We start from the raw sequence: 13,823 nt of genomic DNA, 5'->3' as shown, positions 1-13,823 counted from the left end.
CAGTGGGGGGTGGGGGCCACCGCGGGCCAGGGAACGGTGAGTTGACCCTGGCGCCAGTGACGGGGGCGGCCGTGGACGGGCCAACCGGCGTCGTGGACCGTCCGGACCGCCCGCACCCAGCGCTGTCTGGGGCCGAACGGGGCGTAGCCGGCCGCCGCCCGCCAGGCGTCGTCCAGCGCGCGGATGAGGTCGTGGATCCGCTCGCCCGGCACGTTGCGGTGGATCAGGGCCTTGGGCAGCCGCTCGGCGAGCTGGGCCGGGCTCTCCAGGCTGGCCAGCCGCGCGGCCAGGGTCAGGGTACGCGGCCCGTCGGCGTCAACCAGCACCCAACTGCCGAGCCGTCCCAGCTCGTCACAGGTCCCCTCGACCAGCGCCCCGCCCGGGGCCAGCCGCTCGATCACCGTACGCCAGGCGTCGGCCACCTCGCTCTCGTCGTACTGGCGCAACACGTTGAACGCGCGGACCAGGACGGGGCGCAACCCGGCCAGCTCGAAACCGCCCCGGGCGAAGGTGAGCCAGGGCGGGTCGGCGGCGGGCGCGGCGGCGGCGACGCGTACCGGATCGATCTCCAGCCCGACCACCCGCACGTCCTGGCGGACCCGGGCGGCGAGCCGGGCGCGCAGCTCGACGGCGGTGACCGGGGTCGCGCCGTAGCCCAGGTCGACCACCAGCGGGTCGGTGGACGCCCGGAGCAGGTCGCCGCAGTACGCCACGATCCAGTTGTCCACCCGCCGGAGCCGGTTCGGGTTGGTCGTCCCGCGGGTGACCACGCCGAGCGGCCGGACCGACGCGGCCGGCTGGCCCGCGCTCACCCGACCCGGTGCACCTTGTGCTGGGCGGCCTGGGCCAGCGGGCGGACGACGAGACGGTCCACGTTGACGTGTCGGGGGCGGGTCGCGCACCAGGCGATGCAGTCGGCGACGTCCTCCGCGACCAGCGGTTCGGCCACCCCGGCGTAGGTGGCGGCGGCCCGGTCGGCGTCCCCGTCGAAGCGGTTCAGGCCGAACTCCTCGGTCTTGACCATGCCGGGGTCGATCTCGACGACCCGGACCGGTCGCCCGCACAGCTCCAGCCGGAGCGTCCCCGCCACGGCGGTCTGCGCGTGCTTGGCCGCGCTGTAGCCGCCGCCGCCCTCGTAGACGACGTGACCGGCGGTCGAGGAGACGATCACGATGGTGCCCCGGCCGGACGCCTCCAGCGCGGGCAGCAGGGCCTGGGTGACCCGCAACGTGCCGAGCACGTTGACCTCGTACATCCACCGCCAGTCGTCGACGGCGCCGGACTCCACCGGGTCGAGCCCGCGCGCGCCGCCGGCGTTGTTGACCAGCAGGGTGACCGGCCCCGGCGCGGACCGCGCGGCGGCGGCCAGCCCGGCGACGGACCCGTCGACCGTGACGTCGCACTCGACCGCGGTGGCCCTGCCGCCGGCGGCCTCGATCGTGGCGACCAGCTCGGCCAACCGGTCGGTACGCCGCGCGGCGGCCAGCACGTGGAAGCCTTCGGCGGCCAGCCGGCGGGCGGTGGCCGCACCGATCCCGCTGGACGCCCCGGTGACGATCGCGACAGGGGTCATCCGACCATTCTCCGCCTCCCTGGCGAGAAGGGGGCGGGGCCGGTGGATGAGGTCGGTCACGCCCGCGGACGGCTCCGGCGTATTTCCGCGGTGGGATCGGGAAGATGGCATCCGGCGTGGCGGTTGACCGAGAAGCGCCGGTCGTGCGGGACGGCATCAACCGTGACAGAGGGAGCGGACGTGGCGGAGTTGCACACCGGTGTCGGTCGTCAGCGAGGTGCCCTGCCGTGGCCCCGCCCCCGCCGGATCGCCACCGTGTCGGTGCACACCTCGCCGCTGCACCAGCCGGGCACCGGCGACGCCGGCGGCATGAACGTCTACATCCTGGAGGTCGCCCGGCGGCTCGCCCAGGCGGACGTCGAGGTGGAGATCTTCACCCGGGCCACCTCCGGCGACCTGCCTCCGGTGGTCGAGATGGCTCCCGGTGTGCACGTCCGGCACGTCACCGCCGGCCCGCTCGAAGGGCTGACCAAGGAAGATCTACCCGGCCAGCTCTGCGCCTTCACCGCCGGGGTGCTACGCGCCGAGGCGGCTCGCCCGCCGGGTCACTACGACCTGATCCACTCGCACTACTGGCTCTCCGGGCAGGTCGGCTGGCTCGCCAAGGAGCGCTGGGGAGTGCCGCTGGTGCACACCGCGCACACCCTGGCCAAGGTCAAGAACGCTCAGCTCGCCGCCGGTGACCGCCCCGAGCCGAAGGCCCGGGTGATCGGCGAGGAACAGGTGGTCGCCGAGGCCGACCGGCTGGTCGCCAACACCCGGGCCGAGGCGGGCGACCTCATCGGCCGGTACGACGCCGACCCGGACCGGGTCGCCGTGGTCGAGCCCGGCGTCGACCTGGAACGGTTCCGCCCGGCCCCGGGGAGCCGTAGCGCCGCCACCCGCGCGGCCCGCCGTCGGCTGGGGCTGCCCACCGGGGGGTACGTGGTGGCGTTCGTCGGCCGGATCCAGCCGCTCAAGGCCCCCGACGTGTTGATCCGGGCGGCTGCCGCACTGCGCGAGCGGGATCCCGCCCTGGCCGACGAGCTGACCGTGGTGATCTGCGGCGGTCCGAGCGGCAGCGGGTTGGAGCGGCCCACCGCGCTGATCGAGTTGGCCGCCTCGCTCGGCGTCGCCGACCGGGTGCGCTTCCTGGCGCCGCAGACCGGCGGGGACCTGCCCGCCCTGTACCGGGCGGCGGATCTGGTCGCGGTGCCGTCGTACAACGAGTCGTTCGGGCTGGTCGCCCTGGAGGCGCAGGCGTGCGGCACGCCCGTCGTGGCCGCCGCCGTGGGTGGCCTGGTCACCGCCGTCCGGGACGGGGTCAGCGGGATGCTGGTGGACGGGCACGATCCGGTCGACTGGGCCTGTGCCCTCGGTCGCCTGCTGCCTGACGGGCCGCGTCGGGCCGCGCTGGGCGCCGGGGCGGCCGGGCACGCCCGCAACTTCTCCTGGCAGCGGACGGTCTCCGGGTTGCTCGCCGTGTACGGCGAGGCGATCGCCGAGCACCGGAGCCGGCTGGCGGCCCGCCTGGCCGGGGACGCGGCCATGTCCTGCTCGTGGTGACGTGGTCCAACAATCGCGGTCCGGTGTGCCCCTCCCACCGACCGTAGAGTGGGTGCGATGAGCGCGAAGAGCGACCTGGCCGCCCTGATCGAGTCCGTCTGTGCCGAGCGACAGCTGGAGTGGGAGTCGACCGGCGACACCTCGTACGCCGTCACCCTGCCGGGCACGCACAAGCTCAGGACGGTCTGCAACCTGATCATCGGGGAGCACGCCCTGCGGATCGAGGCGTTCGTGATGCGCCAGCCCGACGAGCGGCGCGAGGAGTTGTGGGCCTGGCTGTTGCAGCGCAACGCCCGGATGTACGGCGTGTCGTTCTCCATCGACGCGGTGGGTGACGTGTACCTGACCGGACGGGTCAATCCGGCCGGCGTGGACGCCGACGAGCTGGACCGGTTGCTCGGCGCGGTGCTCACGTACGCCGACGAGTCCTTCGACACCATGCTGGAGATCGGCTTCGGCAGCGCGATCCGCCGGGAGTGGGAGTGGCGGGTCAAGCGGGGGGAGTCGACGGCCAACCTCGCCGCCTTCGCCCACCTGTTCGCACCGTCCCCGGGGGGTTCGGACCGGCTCTGACGGGTATGCCGCACCGCTGCGGCGCGGCAGTCAGGGACCCGCCGCAGGCCGAGGACGGACTGTCGAGGAGCGTGCCATGGCTCAGCGGAGCAGCTCAGGTCGCGGCGGAACTGCGACCAGGACCAGGCAGGGCAACCAGACCCCGAACACCCCGGGGATCTCCGAGTCGGAGATCTCCCGGATGCGGGTGGACGACATCCGGGGCCAGTTGCGGCGTCGCGGTGTCTCGGGGATCTCCGCGCTGCGCAAGCCGGAGCTGGTGAAGACGCTGGCGCGGACGCTGCGGGCGGAGGGCCGTCCCGGCGGCGCGGCCCGACGGGCCACCGGCCCGGCGGGGCGGGCGCCGGCGGGGAAGGCCACCGCCGGCAGGGGTGCCGCGTCGGGGCGGGCGAGGTCCGCGCCGGCCCCCGCCCGTAAGGCGGCTCCTGCGCGCAAGAGCGCCCCGACCGCCCGCGGGGCGACGACCGCGCGGGCGGCGGGCGTCGCCCCGTCCCGGGCGAAGGCCGCGCCCGCGAAGCGCACCCGGGCGACGGCCGCGAAGGCCGCGTCGACGTCGCGGGCGAAGGCGACGCCCGCGAAGGCCGCGTCCCGGACGACGGGCCGGGCTGCCACGAAGGCGCGGACCGGCGGCGGCACCTCCCGATCGGTACGGTCGTCGCAGCTGATCACCGCGCCGACGGACCGTCCCGAACGTCCCGGCCGCAGCCTGGTCACCACGAACCACGAGGTGATCCGGAACTGGGCCCGGGCCCGGGGGGCCCGGCCGGCCACCATCGCCGGCACCGAGCGGGACGGCCGTCCGGGGGTGCTCACCTTCGAGATCCCGGGCTATCGGGAGAGCCGGCGGGTGCAGGTCATCAGCTGGGACGACTGGTTCCGGACGTTCGACGCGCGGAAGCTGAACCTCATCTACCAGGAGCAGTTGCGCGACGGCCGGCAGAGCAACTTCTTCCGTACCGAGTCGCCCGATCGGGAGGACGCCTGAGGTTTACGGGAATGGCCTGCGGGAACACCCCGTTGACCACGACGTGGCCCGGAACAAACCCACCGGTTCGGACGACCGGTGCTGTGACCGGCGAGACACCGATCCGGGTTGAAACCGGAATCCGGGCGAACTAACTTTATTGCACCGCGCCACGCTCGGAACCGTTCGGGGGAGCGGTGGATCGATCAGATCCGTGCACCGAGCGAGGCGCCAGTCGGGTGGAGAACACCGTTGGGGGACGGTGCCACCCGGGAACCGGCGGCGCGAGCGGGCGACGCTTACGGGGGTGAGGGTCGCCCGCCGCCGCCGGGCAGGCGGTACGAGCGCCCACCGCGACCACGGTCGCGGTGGGCGCTTTGCCGTGGGGGCCTCCGCCCGTGATCGACGCTGTTCTTGAGTCGAGCACTACGCCGGGTGCGGCCGCGTCCCTCAGGGCGCCGGAACCGGCGCGGCGGGCGCGGTGACCGCGGCCTCGGCCACCGCGGGGGCCGGCGGCCGGACGGCGGTGACCGGGATCACCGGCTCCGCCGCCGGGCGGATCCGCGCGGCACGCCGTTCCCGGGCCGGCCCGGAGACCAGGTGAGCGACGCCCACCAGCCCGCCGACCACCGCGCAGCCCAGCCAGAGCGTCGCGTTGCCGGCGTGCTCCCGGACCAGGCCGCCGAGCACCGGCGCCGCCGCGCCCGCCACCTGCCAGGAGAGCGAGAACATGCCCTGGTACCGGCCGCGCAGCTCGTCTGGGGAGAGTTCGGCGATCAGGGTGGCGTTGGAGGGCGAGTTGAGCATCTCGCCGACCGTCCAGATCAGCACCGTCAGCCCGTAGAACCAGGCCGCCTCGGCGAACGCGGTCAGCCCGAAGCCGACGCCCATCACCACCGCGGCCAGGGCGAGCACCTGCGAGCGGTTCCGTCCCCGGATCAGCCGGGGTACGAAGAGCTGCCCGACCACGATCAGGACGCCGTTGAGCGCGATCACCGAGCCGTAGGTGGCCGGGCTCAGGCCGGAGTCACCCATCGTGATCGGCAGCATCGAGACGTGCTGGAGGAAGACCAGCGCGCCGAAGAGGTTGAGCACCACGAAGCCCAGGAACACCCGGTCGGTGAGGATGGTTCGCCACGCACCGGTGGGTGCGCGGCCGCTCGTGCCTCCGGTCGGGGTGGTGGCCCGGCGCGTCTCCCTGACCCGGGTGAAGATGATCAACGCGGTGACCAGTGTGGTGGCCGCGTCCACCACGAAGAGCAGCAGGTAGCCGGCCTCGGCGGCGAGCCCGGCGAGCACCGCGGCGCAGGCGAAGCCGAGGTTGATCGCCCAGTAGTTCAGCGAGAACGCCCGCAGCCGGTCGGCCTCGGGCACCACGTCGACCATCATCGCGCCGAACGCCGGCCGGGCCGCCTCGGCGAACATGCCGAGCAGCAGCGCGCCCGCCCCGATCGCCCAGAGCGGGCGGGCCAGGCCGAGCGCGAGCATCATGGTGGCCGCGCCGAGGTGTGCGGTGAGCAGGGTGGGCCGGCGCCCCCAGCGGTCGGCGAGGATGCCGCCGACGGTCGTGCCGACCGCGCCGCCAGCTCCCCACAGGCCCAGCACCAGGCCGGCCTGGGCGTCGGAGAAACCCCGCTCCCGGGTCAGGTAGATGGCGATGAAGATCAGGACGAACGAGCCGAGCCGGTTGACCAGGGTGCCGGTCCAGAGGTACCAGAAGGGCCTTGGCAGCCCACCCGTCGTGTCCCGGAACCAGTTCCGTACCGTCCGCACGTCCGCGCCCCCGCTCAGGTAATGACCGACCCAGTTCAAGCGCCTTACAACCTAGTGTCCGGGAGTTTCGCTGGTCATCGGGTTTTCCACGTGGTGGTCGTCACCACCACTGCCCGCGTGTCCTTCGCCGGAGTGCGGCAGGATGACCGGCATGACTGCGAGCGAAGGGCCCACCGTCGGGACGCTGGTCCTGCTGCGGCACGGCGAGAGCGACTGGAACGCGAAGAACCTCTTCACCGGTTGGGTCGACGTCGACCTGACCGCCAAGGGTGAGGCGGAGGCGCGCCGCGGCGGTGAGCTGCTGCGCGAGCACGGTCTGCTCCCGGACGTGGTGCACACGAGCGTGCTGCGGCGCGCGATCCGCACCGCCGAGTTGGCGCTGAACGCCGCCGACCGGCACTGGATCGCGGTGCGCCGGTCGTGGCGGCTCAACGAGCGGCACTACGGCGCCCTGCAGGGCAAGAACAAGAAGCAGACCCTGGACGAGTACGGCGAGGAGCAGTTCATGCTCTGGCGCCGCTCGTACGACACGCCGCCGCCGCCGATCGCCGACGACGACGAGTGGTCGCAGGCGGGTGACCCCCGGTACGCGCTGCTGCCCAACGAGCTGATGCCGCGCACCGAGTGCCTCAAGGACGTCGTGGAGCGGATGCTGCCGTACTGGTACGACTCGATCGTGCCGGACATCCTGGCCGGCCGCACCGTGCTGGTCGCCGCGCACGGCAACTCGCTGCGTGCCCTGGTGAAGCACCTGGACCAGATCAGCGACGAGGCCATCGCCAAGCTGAACATCCCCACCGGCATCCCGCTGCGCTACGACCTCGCGCCGGATCTGCGCCCGCAGGTCCTCGGCGGCACGTACCTCGACCCGGAGGCCGCCAAGGAGGCCGCCGCCGCGGTCGCCAACCAGGGCCGTTGACGCCCACGACGGCGGCCCCCGGAACTCCGGGGGCCGCCGTCGTGCCCGGTCAGTTCGGCGTGGCCGCCGTCTCCCCGGTGATCAGGTACACCACGTGCTCGCCGGCGTTCACCGCGTGGTCGGCGAAGCGCTCGTAGAACCGGCCGAGCAGGGTGGCGTCGATCGCCGTCTCCACCCCGTACGGCCAGTCGTCGCCGAGCAGGACCCCGAAGAGGCTCTTGTGCAGGTCGTCCATGGCGTCGTCGTCGCGGTCCAGCTCGGCGGCGAGGTCGGCGTCGGGGCTGGCCAGCACCTTGCCGATCTTCTCGGCCATCCGGTCGGCGATGGCGGCCATGTCGGTGAAGACCGGCCGCAGCTCGGCCGGCACGGCCGGTGAGGGGTGCCGGCGCAGCGCCGTCTTCGCCACGTGGTCGGCGAGGTCGCCCATCCGCTCCAGGTCGGCGGCGACGTGCAGCGCGGTGATCATGGCGCGCAGGTCGGAGGCGACCGGCGCCTGCCGGGCCAGCAGGTCGCAGACCCGCTCCTCGACCTGCTGGTAGAGGTCGTCGATCTCGGAGTCCCGCGCGATCACGGCCTCCGACGCCTCGCGGTCGGCCTTGAGTAGGCCGCGGGTGGCCCGGTGCATGGCGGCGCGCACCCCCTCCGCCATGTCCACCAGCAGTTGGCTGACAATCTGCAGGTCGGCCCGGAACTCGTCACGCATCGTCACTTCCTGAGGTTCGGTGGCCGCCGGAGGCCCGGCGGGTGTCGTCAGCGGTGCGCGGCCCACGGTAGGCCGGGGGGACGGATCCGAGGTGAACTCTGGTGAACGACGTGGGACCCACGAGTGAACTTCTGCGGAAGTGAGAGTAGTTCGTCCCGGTCTGGGCGTTCCCTAGGTTAACAATGACTCTACGATCGCCAGGTGGAATGGGCGGTGGCCGCCGCGGTGGCCGTGGCACTGGCGACCGGACTGGTCGCCGGGCTGGCGCTGGCCAGGCACCGAGGGTCGTGGTGGCGCCGACCGGCGTCGCCCGGGAGCACCGGCTCCCGGTGGAGCATGGGGAGGCCCGCGATTCCCGACGACCAGCAGGGCGGGCTGTCCGGGCTCGGCCGCAAGACGATCGACTCACTCCGCGCCGGCGTGGTGGTGCTCGACCAGGACGACGTGCCCGTCCTGGTCAACCCCGCCGCCCGGGCGATGGGGCTGCTGCGTACCGGCGCCACACCCGGCTCCATCGCCGCCCACCCGCTGATCCGTACCCTCGCCGGGCAGGTGCGCCGCACCGGGGTGCGGCGCGAGATCGAGCTGGACCTGCCACGAGGTCGCGACAACGCCGGGGACAACCCGCTCGGCGTGCACCTGCGGGCGATGGGGCTCGGCGCCGGCTACATCTCCGTCGAGGCCGCCGACGTCACCGAGTCGCACCGGCTCGCCCGGGTACGCCGCGACTTCGTCGCCAACGTCAGCCACGAACTGAAGACCCCGATCGGCGCGCTGCAACTGCTCGCCGAGGCGCTGCTGGACGCCACCGAACCTGCCTCGGCGGGCGCGCCCGACCTCTCCGAGGATCTCGTCGCCGCCCGCCGCTTCGCCGAGCGGATCCAACACGAGTCCACCCGGCTCGGCCGGCTGGTGCAGGAGTTGCTGGAACTGACCCGGCTCCAGGGCGCCGAGCCGCAACCCCCGCCCGAGCCGGTCGCCGTGGACTGGGTGCTCGCCGAGGTGCTCGACCGGACCAGGACCGCCGCCTCCGCCCGCGACATCCAGGTGGTCACCGAGGGCGAGAAGGGGCTCACCGTCTACGGCAGCGACACCCAACTCGCCACCGCCGTGGCCAACCTGGTGGAGAACGCCGTCAACTACTCCGGGGACGGCACCACGGTCCGGGTTGTCACCACCCGGACGGACGACGAGCACGTCCAGGTCGCCGTCACCGACCAGGGCATCGGCATCGCCCCGAACGACGTCGACCGGATCTTCGAGCGGTTCTACCGGGCCGACCAGGCCCGCTCCCGGGCCACCGGGGGCACCGGCCTGGGCCTGGCCATCGTCAAGCACATCGCCAGCAACCACGGCGGCCGGGTGGAGGTGTCGAGCACCCTCGGAGGGGGGTCGACGTTCACCCTACGGCTACCCGCGAGACCTCCGGACGACCTGGAGACGATACTGCCGTCGACTGGGATCGAGGCCGGCCCGGCCGAGCTTCGGCAGGTCTGACCAAGGAAAGGAAGCACCCTGTTGAGCCGCGTTCTGGTGGTCGAGGACGAGGAGTCGTTCTCCGACGCCCTGTCGTACATGCTTCGCAAGGAGGGCTTCGAGGTGTCCGTCGCCGCGACCGGCCCCTCCGCCCTGACCGAGTTCGACCGGACCGGCGCGGACATCGTCCTGCTCGACCTGATGCTCCCCGAGATGTCCGGCACCGAGGTCTGCCGGCAGCTACGGCAGCGCTCGCACGTGCCGATCATCATGGTCACCGCACGGGACAGCGAGATCGACAAGGTGGTCGGCCTGGAGATCGGGGCCGACGACTACGTCACCAAGCCGTACTCGCCCCGCGAGCTGGTCGCCCGGATCCGTGCCGTGCTGCGGCGGCAGAGCACCGAGGTCGCCGAGACGGGCACGCCGACGCTGGCCGCCGGCCCGGTCCGGATGGACATCGAGCGGCACGTGGTGACCGTCGACGGTGCGCCCGTCCAGCTCCCGCTCAAGGAGTTCGAGCTGCTGGAGTTGCTGCTGCGCAACGCCGGCCGGGTGCTCACCCGGGGCCAGCTCATCGACCGGGTGTGGGGCGCCGACTACGTCGGCGACACCAAGACCCTGGACGTGCACGTCAAGCGGCTGCGTTCCAAGATCGAACCGGAGCCGTCCGCGCCCCGGTACATCGTCACCGTGCGTGGCCTGGGCTACAAGTTCGAGCCGTAGGCCGTCAGCCCACCCAGCCGTAGCGGCGTTCCGGACGGCCGGCCGAGCCGTACCGCAGGGTCACCTCCGCCCGGCCGGTGTCCGCGAAGTGCTCCAGGTAGCGGCGGGCGCTGACCCGGGAGATACCGACCGCTCCGGCGCACTCGGCCGCCGACAGGGTGCCGGAGTGGTCCCGCAGCGCCCGCTCCACCAGCTCGGCGGTCTCCGCGCTGAGGCCCCGGGGCAGCGCCGAGGTGGCGAACTGCGTGCCGCTGCGCGACAACACCCGGTCGACGTCGGCCTGGTCGGCCACCACCGTCGCGCGCGCCGCGCCGCGCCGCGCCGCGTACTGCTCCAGCCGGGTCCGCAGCTCGTCGAAACCGAACGGCTTGAGCAGGTAGTTGACCGCGCCGTAGCGGACCGCCCGGCGCACCGCCTCGGCCTCCCGGGCCGCGCTGATCACCAGCACGTCGCAGTCGTGCCGGGCGGCCCGCAGCCGGGTCACCACGTCCAGGCCGAACATGTCCGGCAGGTAGAGGTCGAGCAGCACCAGGTCGGGGCGGAGTTCGCCGACCGCGGCCACCGCCTCCTCGCCGGTGCTCGCCGTGCCCACCACCCGGAAGCCGGCGACCCGTTCCACGAAGCCGCGGTGGATCCGGGCCACCATGAAGTCGTCGTCGACGACCAACACGTCGATCACCGGGCCACCTCCGTCGTGCCGGTCACCGACATCCGGGCCGTGAACATCGCCCCCTCCTCGGTGTTCGCCACCGCCACCTCGCCGCCCCGACGGTGACAGACCAAGCGGGTGAGCGCCAGGCCGATGCCCCGCTCACCGCCCTGGGCTGCCTTCGTGGTGAAGCCGTGGGTGAAGACCTCCTGGGCCAACTCGGGAGCGACCCCGGGCCCGGAGTCCCGGACCACGATCTCCACCGAGGAGGCGTCCCGGCGCAGCTCCACCTCGACCCAGGCGGGTGGCTCACCGTCCACCGGCTCGCCCCGGCCTGCCGGGTCGCCCCCGGCGACCGCCTCGACGGCGTTGTCCACCAGGTTGCCCAGCACCGTCGCCACGTCCGCGGCGACCGCCGGTTCGAGCCGGTCCAGGCCGGTCCGCTCGGAGATCCGCAACTCCACCCGGCGCTCGGCGGCCGTCGCCGACTTCGCCATCAGCAGCGCCGCCACCGCCGTGTCGTGGATCCGGCTGGTCACCGTCAGGTCGAGCGAGGCCCGGTGCCGGCTCAACGCGTCGACGTACCGGACCACCTCGTCGTACTCGCCGATCTGGATCAGGCCGGAGATGGTGTGCAACTGGTTGGCGAACTCGTGGGTCTGCGCGCGGAGCAGTTCGGTGCTGCTGCGGAACGAGCCGATCTCCTGCTCCAGCCGGGCCAGCTCGGTGCGGTCCCGCAAAGTGGTCACCGAGCCGAGCCGCCGGCCGTCCTTGCTGACCGTCATCCGGTTCATCACCAGCACCCGGCCGCGCCGGACCACCACCTCGTCCCGGGCGTCCGGGTCGCTGCCGGTGCCGGCCAGCACGTCGCGCAGCCGGCCGCCGATCCGCAGGTCGGCGAGGCTGCGCCCGAGGCAGTCCTCGGGCAGGTCGAGCAGCCGCCGGCCGACCGCGTTCACCAGCGTCACCCGCAGTTGGGGGTCGAGCGCAATCACCCCCTCGGCGATGCCGTGCAGCAGCGCCTCCCGGTGCTCGGCCAGGCCGGCGATCTCGCGCGGCTCCAGCCCGAGTGTCTGCCGTTTGATCCGCCGGGCCAGCAGCCAGGAGCCGACCACCCCCAGCACGCTGGCGATGCCCAGGTAGGTGAGCAGGTACGAGGACGCGCCGACCAGCCGCTCCGACCAGGTCGGGGCCGCCTCGCCGACGGTCACCACGCCCAGGTGGCGACCCACGTTCTTCTTCTCTTCGTCGGCCCCGAGCACCGGTACCTGGGCCACCAGCTCCCGCGAACCGCCGAGTTCCAGCTCGCCGAACCAGGCGCCACCCCGCGCCACCCGCGGGTCGCCGAGCACCAGCTGGCTGCCCACCAGCGTCGGGTCGGTGGAGGCGACCACCCGGCCCCGGGCGTCCGCCACCGTCACCGAGGTCACCCCGGACTGGTCGAGGGTGCTCTGCACCAGCGGGGCGACCCGCTCCGCCGGGGCTGGCTGGCTGAGCTGGTCGCGCAGCAGGGGGTTGCCGGCGAGTTGCTCGCCGAGGGCGGCCACCCGCCGTCCCTCCACCCGGTTGAAGGTGGCCGCGGACTGCGCCAGCGACACGGCGGCCACCGCCACCAGCACGACGACCACAATCGCGAGCTGGAGTACGAGCAGTTGCCCGGCCAGCGTGCGGCGGGGCGTGACCGTGACCACAAAGACCTCAATGTTCGCTGGTGACAGAAGGCAGACGCGGCGTCCACCCGGGGGCCATCATCTTGCCGCCGGACTCCTTCGAAACGGAAGAGAAACAAGATGGCAACTCGGATAAAACTGCTGGCCATCGGTGCCGCTGCCGCCACGGCGCTGGCCCTGGCCGGATGCGGGGCCACCGCCGACAAGAACGAGGGCGCGTCCGGCGGTGGGAACGGCAATCCGGTCTCCGGACTGCGGATCATGGTGCCGAACACCCCCGGTGGCGGCTACGACACCACCGCCCGCACGGCGGCCAAGGTGATGGAGGACGCCAAGATCGCCACTGGCGTGCAGGTGTTCAACCTGCCCGGCGCGGGGGGCACCGTGGGCCTGCAACGGACGGTCAACGAGAAGGGCAACGGCAAGCTCGCCATGCAGATGGGGCTGGGCGTCGTCGGGGCCTCGTACACCTCCAAGTCGTCGGCCACGCTCACCCAGACCACTCCGCTGGCGAAGCTGATCGAGGAGGCCGGCGCCATCGTGGTGCCGAAGGACTCCCCGTACCGGACGATCGCCGACCTGGTCGCGGCCTGGAAGGCGGATCCGAAGAAGATCGCCGTCGGCGGCGGTTCCTCGCCCGGCGGACCCGATCACCTGCTGCCCATGCAGCTCGCGAAGACCGTCGGCATCGACCCCCGCCAGGTCAACTACGTCGCGTACGACGGCGGCGGCGAACTGCTGCCGGCCCTGCTCGGCGGCAAGGTGGCGTTCGGCGCCAGCGGCTTCGGCGAGTTCCTCGACCAGGTCCAGGCCGGTCAGATCAGGGTCCTCGCGGTGACCAGCGAGGAGCCGGTCGACGCGCTCAAGGACGTGCCGACGCTCAAGTCGTCCGGCATCGAACTAATCTTCACCAACTGGCGGGGCATCGTCGCGCCGCCGGGGATCAGCGCCGCCGACAAGCAGGTCTGGATCGACGCGCTCACCAAGATGCACGACTCGGACGAGTGGAAGGCCGAACTGACCAAGCGCGGCTGGACCGACGCCTTCGTCACCGGCGACGAGTTCGCCACCTTCCTCACCGAGCAGGACAAGTCCGTCGCCGACCTGCTCAAGCAGCTCGGACTGGCATGACCGGCAGGACGACCCGACCGGACCGGGGCGGCGACCCGCCGCCCCGGTCGGCGGAACCGACCGTGCCGGACCAGGCGGTGCCGCCGCGCCGGGAGCAGGCAGGGCCACCCCCCTCCCCGCC

The 13,823-nt window shown here is 73.0% G+C and carries 13 protein-coding genes; 7 read left to right on the top strand and 6 right to left on the bottom strand.

Annotation, left to right across the window (positions count from 1 at the left end; all coding sequences use genetic code 11):
- Both E1165_RS23670 and E1165_RS23665 read right to left on the bottom strand, forming a co-directional pair.
- A partial coding sequence (locus E1165_RS23670; RefSeq protein ID WP_132393954.1) for a class I SAM-dependent methyltransferase occupies positions 1–812 on the bottom strand: 812 nt, incomplete at its 3' end.
- Positions 809–1,573: an SDR family oxidoreductase gene (locus E1165_RS23665; RefSeq protein WP_132393953.1), complete on the bottom strand. Its 765-nt coding sequence runs from the start codon at positions 1,571–1,573 to the stop codon at positions 809–811. The genes E1165_RS23665 and E1165_RS23670, both read right to left, overlap by 4 nt.
- Before the next feature lie 180 nt (positions 1,574–1,753).
- On the opposite strand from E1165_RS23665, the gene mshA reads away from it, so the two are divergent.
- The 3 genes from mshA to E1165_RS23650 all read left to right on the top strand — a co-directional run bounded on the left by mshA (position 1,754) and on the right by E1165_RS23650 (position 4,676).
- Positions 1,754–3,118 (top strand): D-inositol-3-phosphate glycosyltransferase, encoded by a 1,365-nt coding sequence (gene mshA / locus E1165_RS23660; RefSeq protein ID WP_132393952.1) that lies wholly within the window; start codon positions 1,754–1,756, stop codon positions 3,116–3,118.
- 57 nt (positions 3,119–3,175) lie between these two features.
- On the top strand, positions 3,176–3,691 hold the full coding sequence (locus E1165_RS23655) for a YbjN domain-containing protein (protein ID WP_132393951.1): 516 nt from the start codon (positions 3,176–3,178) through the stop codon (positions 3,689–3,691).
- 76 nt (positions 3,692–3,767) lie between these two features.
- Positions 3,768–4,676 carry a hypothetical protein gene (locus E1165_RS23650; RefSeq protein ID WP_132393950.1) on the top strand — a complete coding sequence of 303 codons (909 nt, stop codon included), beginning with the start codon at positions 3,768–3,770 and terminating at the stop codon, positions 4,674–4,676.
- A 429-nt stretch (positions 4,677–5,105) separates the two neighbouring features.
- Here the strand turns inward: E1165_RS23650 and E1165_RS23645 are convergent, their stop codons facing one another.
- Positions 5,106–6,428 carry an MFS transporter gene (locus E1165_RS23645; protein ID WP_132393949.1) on the bottom strand — a complete coding sequence of 441 codons (1,323 nt, stop codon included), beginning with the start codon at positions 6,426–6,428 and terminating at the stop codon, positions 5,106–5,108.
- A gap of 151 nt (positions 6,429–6,579) precedes the next feature.
- On the opposite strand from E1165_RS23645, the gene E1165_RS23640 reads away from it, so the two are divergent.
- Positions 6,580–7,347 carry a phosphoglyceromutase gene (locus E1165_RS23640; RefSeq protein WP_132393948.1) on the top strand — a complete coding sequence of 256 codons (768 nt, stop codon included), beginning with the start codon at positions 6,580–6,582 and terminating at the stop codon, positions 7,345–7,347.
- 49 nt (positions 7,348–7,396) lie between these two features.
- Here the strand turns inward: E1165_RS23640 and phoU are convergent, their stop codons facing one another.
- The gene (gene phoU, locus E1165_RS23635) at positions 7,397–8,050 is read right to left on the bottom strand and encodes a phosphate signaling complex protein PhoU (RefSeq protein ID WP_132393947.1); all 654 of its coding nucleotides are present in this window, start codon (positions 8,048–8,050) and stop codon (positions 7,397–7,399) included.
- A gap of 213 nt (positions 8,051–8,263) precedes the next feature.
- On the opposite strand from phoU, the gene E1165_RS23630 reads away from it, so the two are divergent.
- Positions 8,264–9,547 (top strand): cell wall metabolism sensor histidine kinase WalK, encoded by a 1,284-nt coding sequence (locus E1165_RS23630; protein WP_132393955.1) that lies wholly within the window; start codon positions 8,264–8,266, stop codon positions 9,545–9,547.
- Positions 9,548–9,568: 21 nt separating this feature from the next.
- A complete protein-coding gene (locus E1165_RS23625) occupies positions 9,569–10,252 on the top strand; it encodes a response regulator transcription factor (protein ID WP_132269032.1) in 684 nt (227 codons plus the stop codon).
- A 4-nt stretch (positions 10,253–10,256) separates the two neighbouring features.
- Here the strand turns inward: E1165_RS23625 and E1165_RS23620 are convergent, their stop codons facing one another.
- Both E1165_RS23620 and E1165_RS23615 read right to left on the bottom strand, forming a co-directional pair.
- Complete coding sequence (locus E1165_RS23620) at positions 10,257–10,931, bottom strand: response regulator (protein WP_132393946.1); 675 nt, start codon at positions 10,929–10,931, stop codon at positions 10,257–10,259.
- Positions 10,928–12,592: an ATP-binding protein gene (locus E1165_RS23615; RefSeq protein WP_132393945.1), complete on the bottom strand. Its 1,665-nt coding sequence runs from the start codon at positions 12,590–12,592 to the stop codon at positions 10,928–10,930. Before E1165_RS23615 ends, E1165_RS23620 begins: the two co-directional genes overlap by 4 nt.
- A 99-nt stretch (positions 12,593–12,691) precedes the next feature.
- Between E1165_RS23615 and E1165_RS23610 the strand changes: the two genes are divergently transcribed.
- Positions 12,692–13,702, top strand: a complete 1,011-nt coding sequence (locus E1165_RS23610; protein WP_132393944.1) for a tripartite tricarboxylate transporter substrate binding protein — start codon at positions 12,692–12,694, stop codon at positions 13,700–13,702.
- Positions 13,703–13,823 lie beyond the last annotated feature (121 nt).

This window comes from Micromonospora sp. KC723, assembly GCF_004348595.1.
Lineage (GTDB): Bacteria > Actinomycetota > Actinomycetes > Mycobacteriales > Micromonosporaceae > Micromonospora.
The sequence above is the reverse complement of the archived record's forward strand: the minus strand, read 5'-3'. Positions and strand labels throughout refer to the sequence as shown.

What these genes read in the sequence shown, in the direction of transcription:
- E1165_RS23665 (WP_132393953.1), bottom strand. Translation starts at nt 1,573, where the DNA reads ATGACCCCTGTCGCGATCGTCACCGGGGCGTCCAGCGGGATCGGTGCG.
- E1165_RS23650 (WP_132393950.1), top strand. Translation starts at nt 3,768, where the DNA reads ATGGCTCAGCGGAGCAGCTCAGGTCGCGGCGGAACTGCGACCAGGACC.
- E1165_RS23640 (WP_132393948.1), top strand. Translation starts at nt 6,580, where the DNA reads ATGACTGCGAGCGAAGGGCCCACCGTCGGGACGCTGGTCCTGCTGCGG.
- E1165_RS23610 (WP_132393944.1), top strand. Translation starts at nt 12,692, where the DNA reads ATGGCAACTCGGATAAAACTGCTGGCCATCGGTGCCGCTGCCGCCACG.
- phoU (WP_132393947.1), bottom strand. Translation starts at nt 8,050, where the DNA reads ATGCGTGACGAGTTCCGGGCCGACCTGCAGATTGTCAGCCAACTGCTG.
- E1165_RS23655 (WP_132393951.1), top strand. Translation starts at nt 3,176, where the DNA reads ATGAGCGCGAAGAGCGACCTGGCCGCCCTGATCGAGTCCGTCTGTGCC.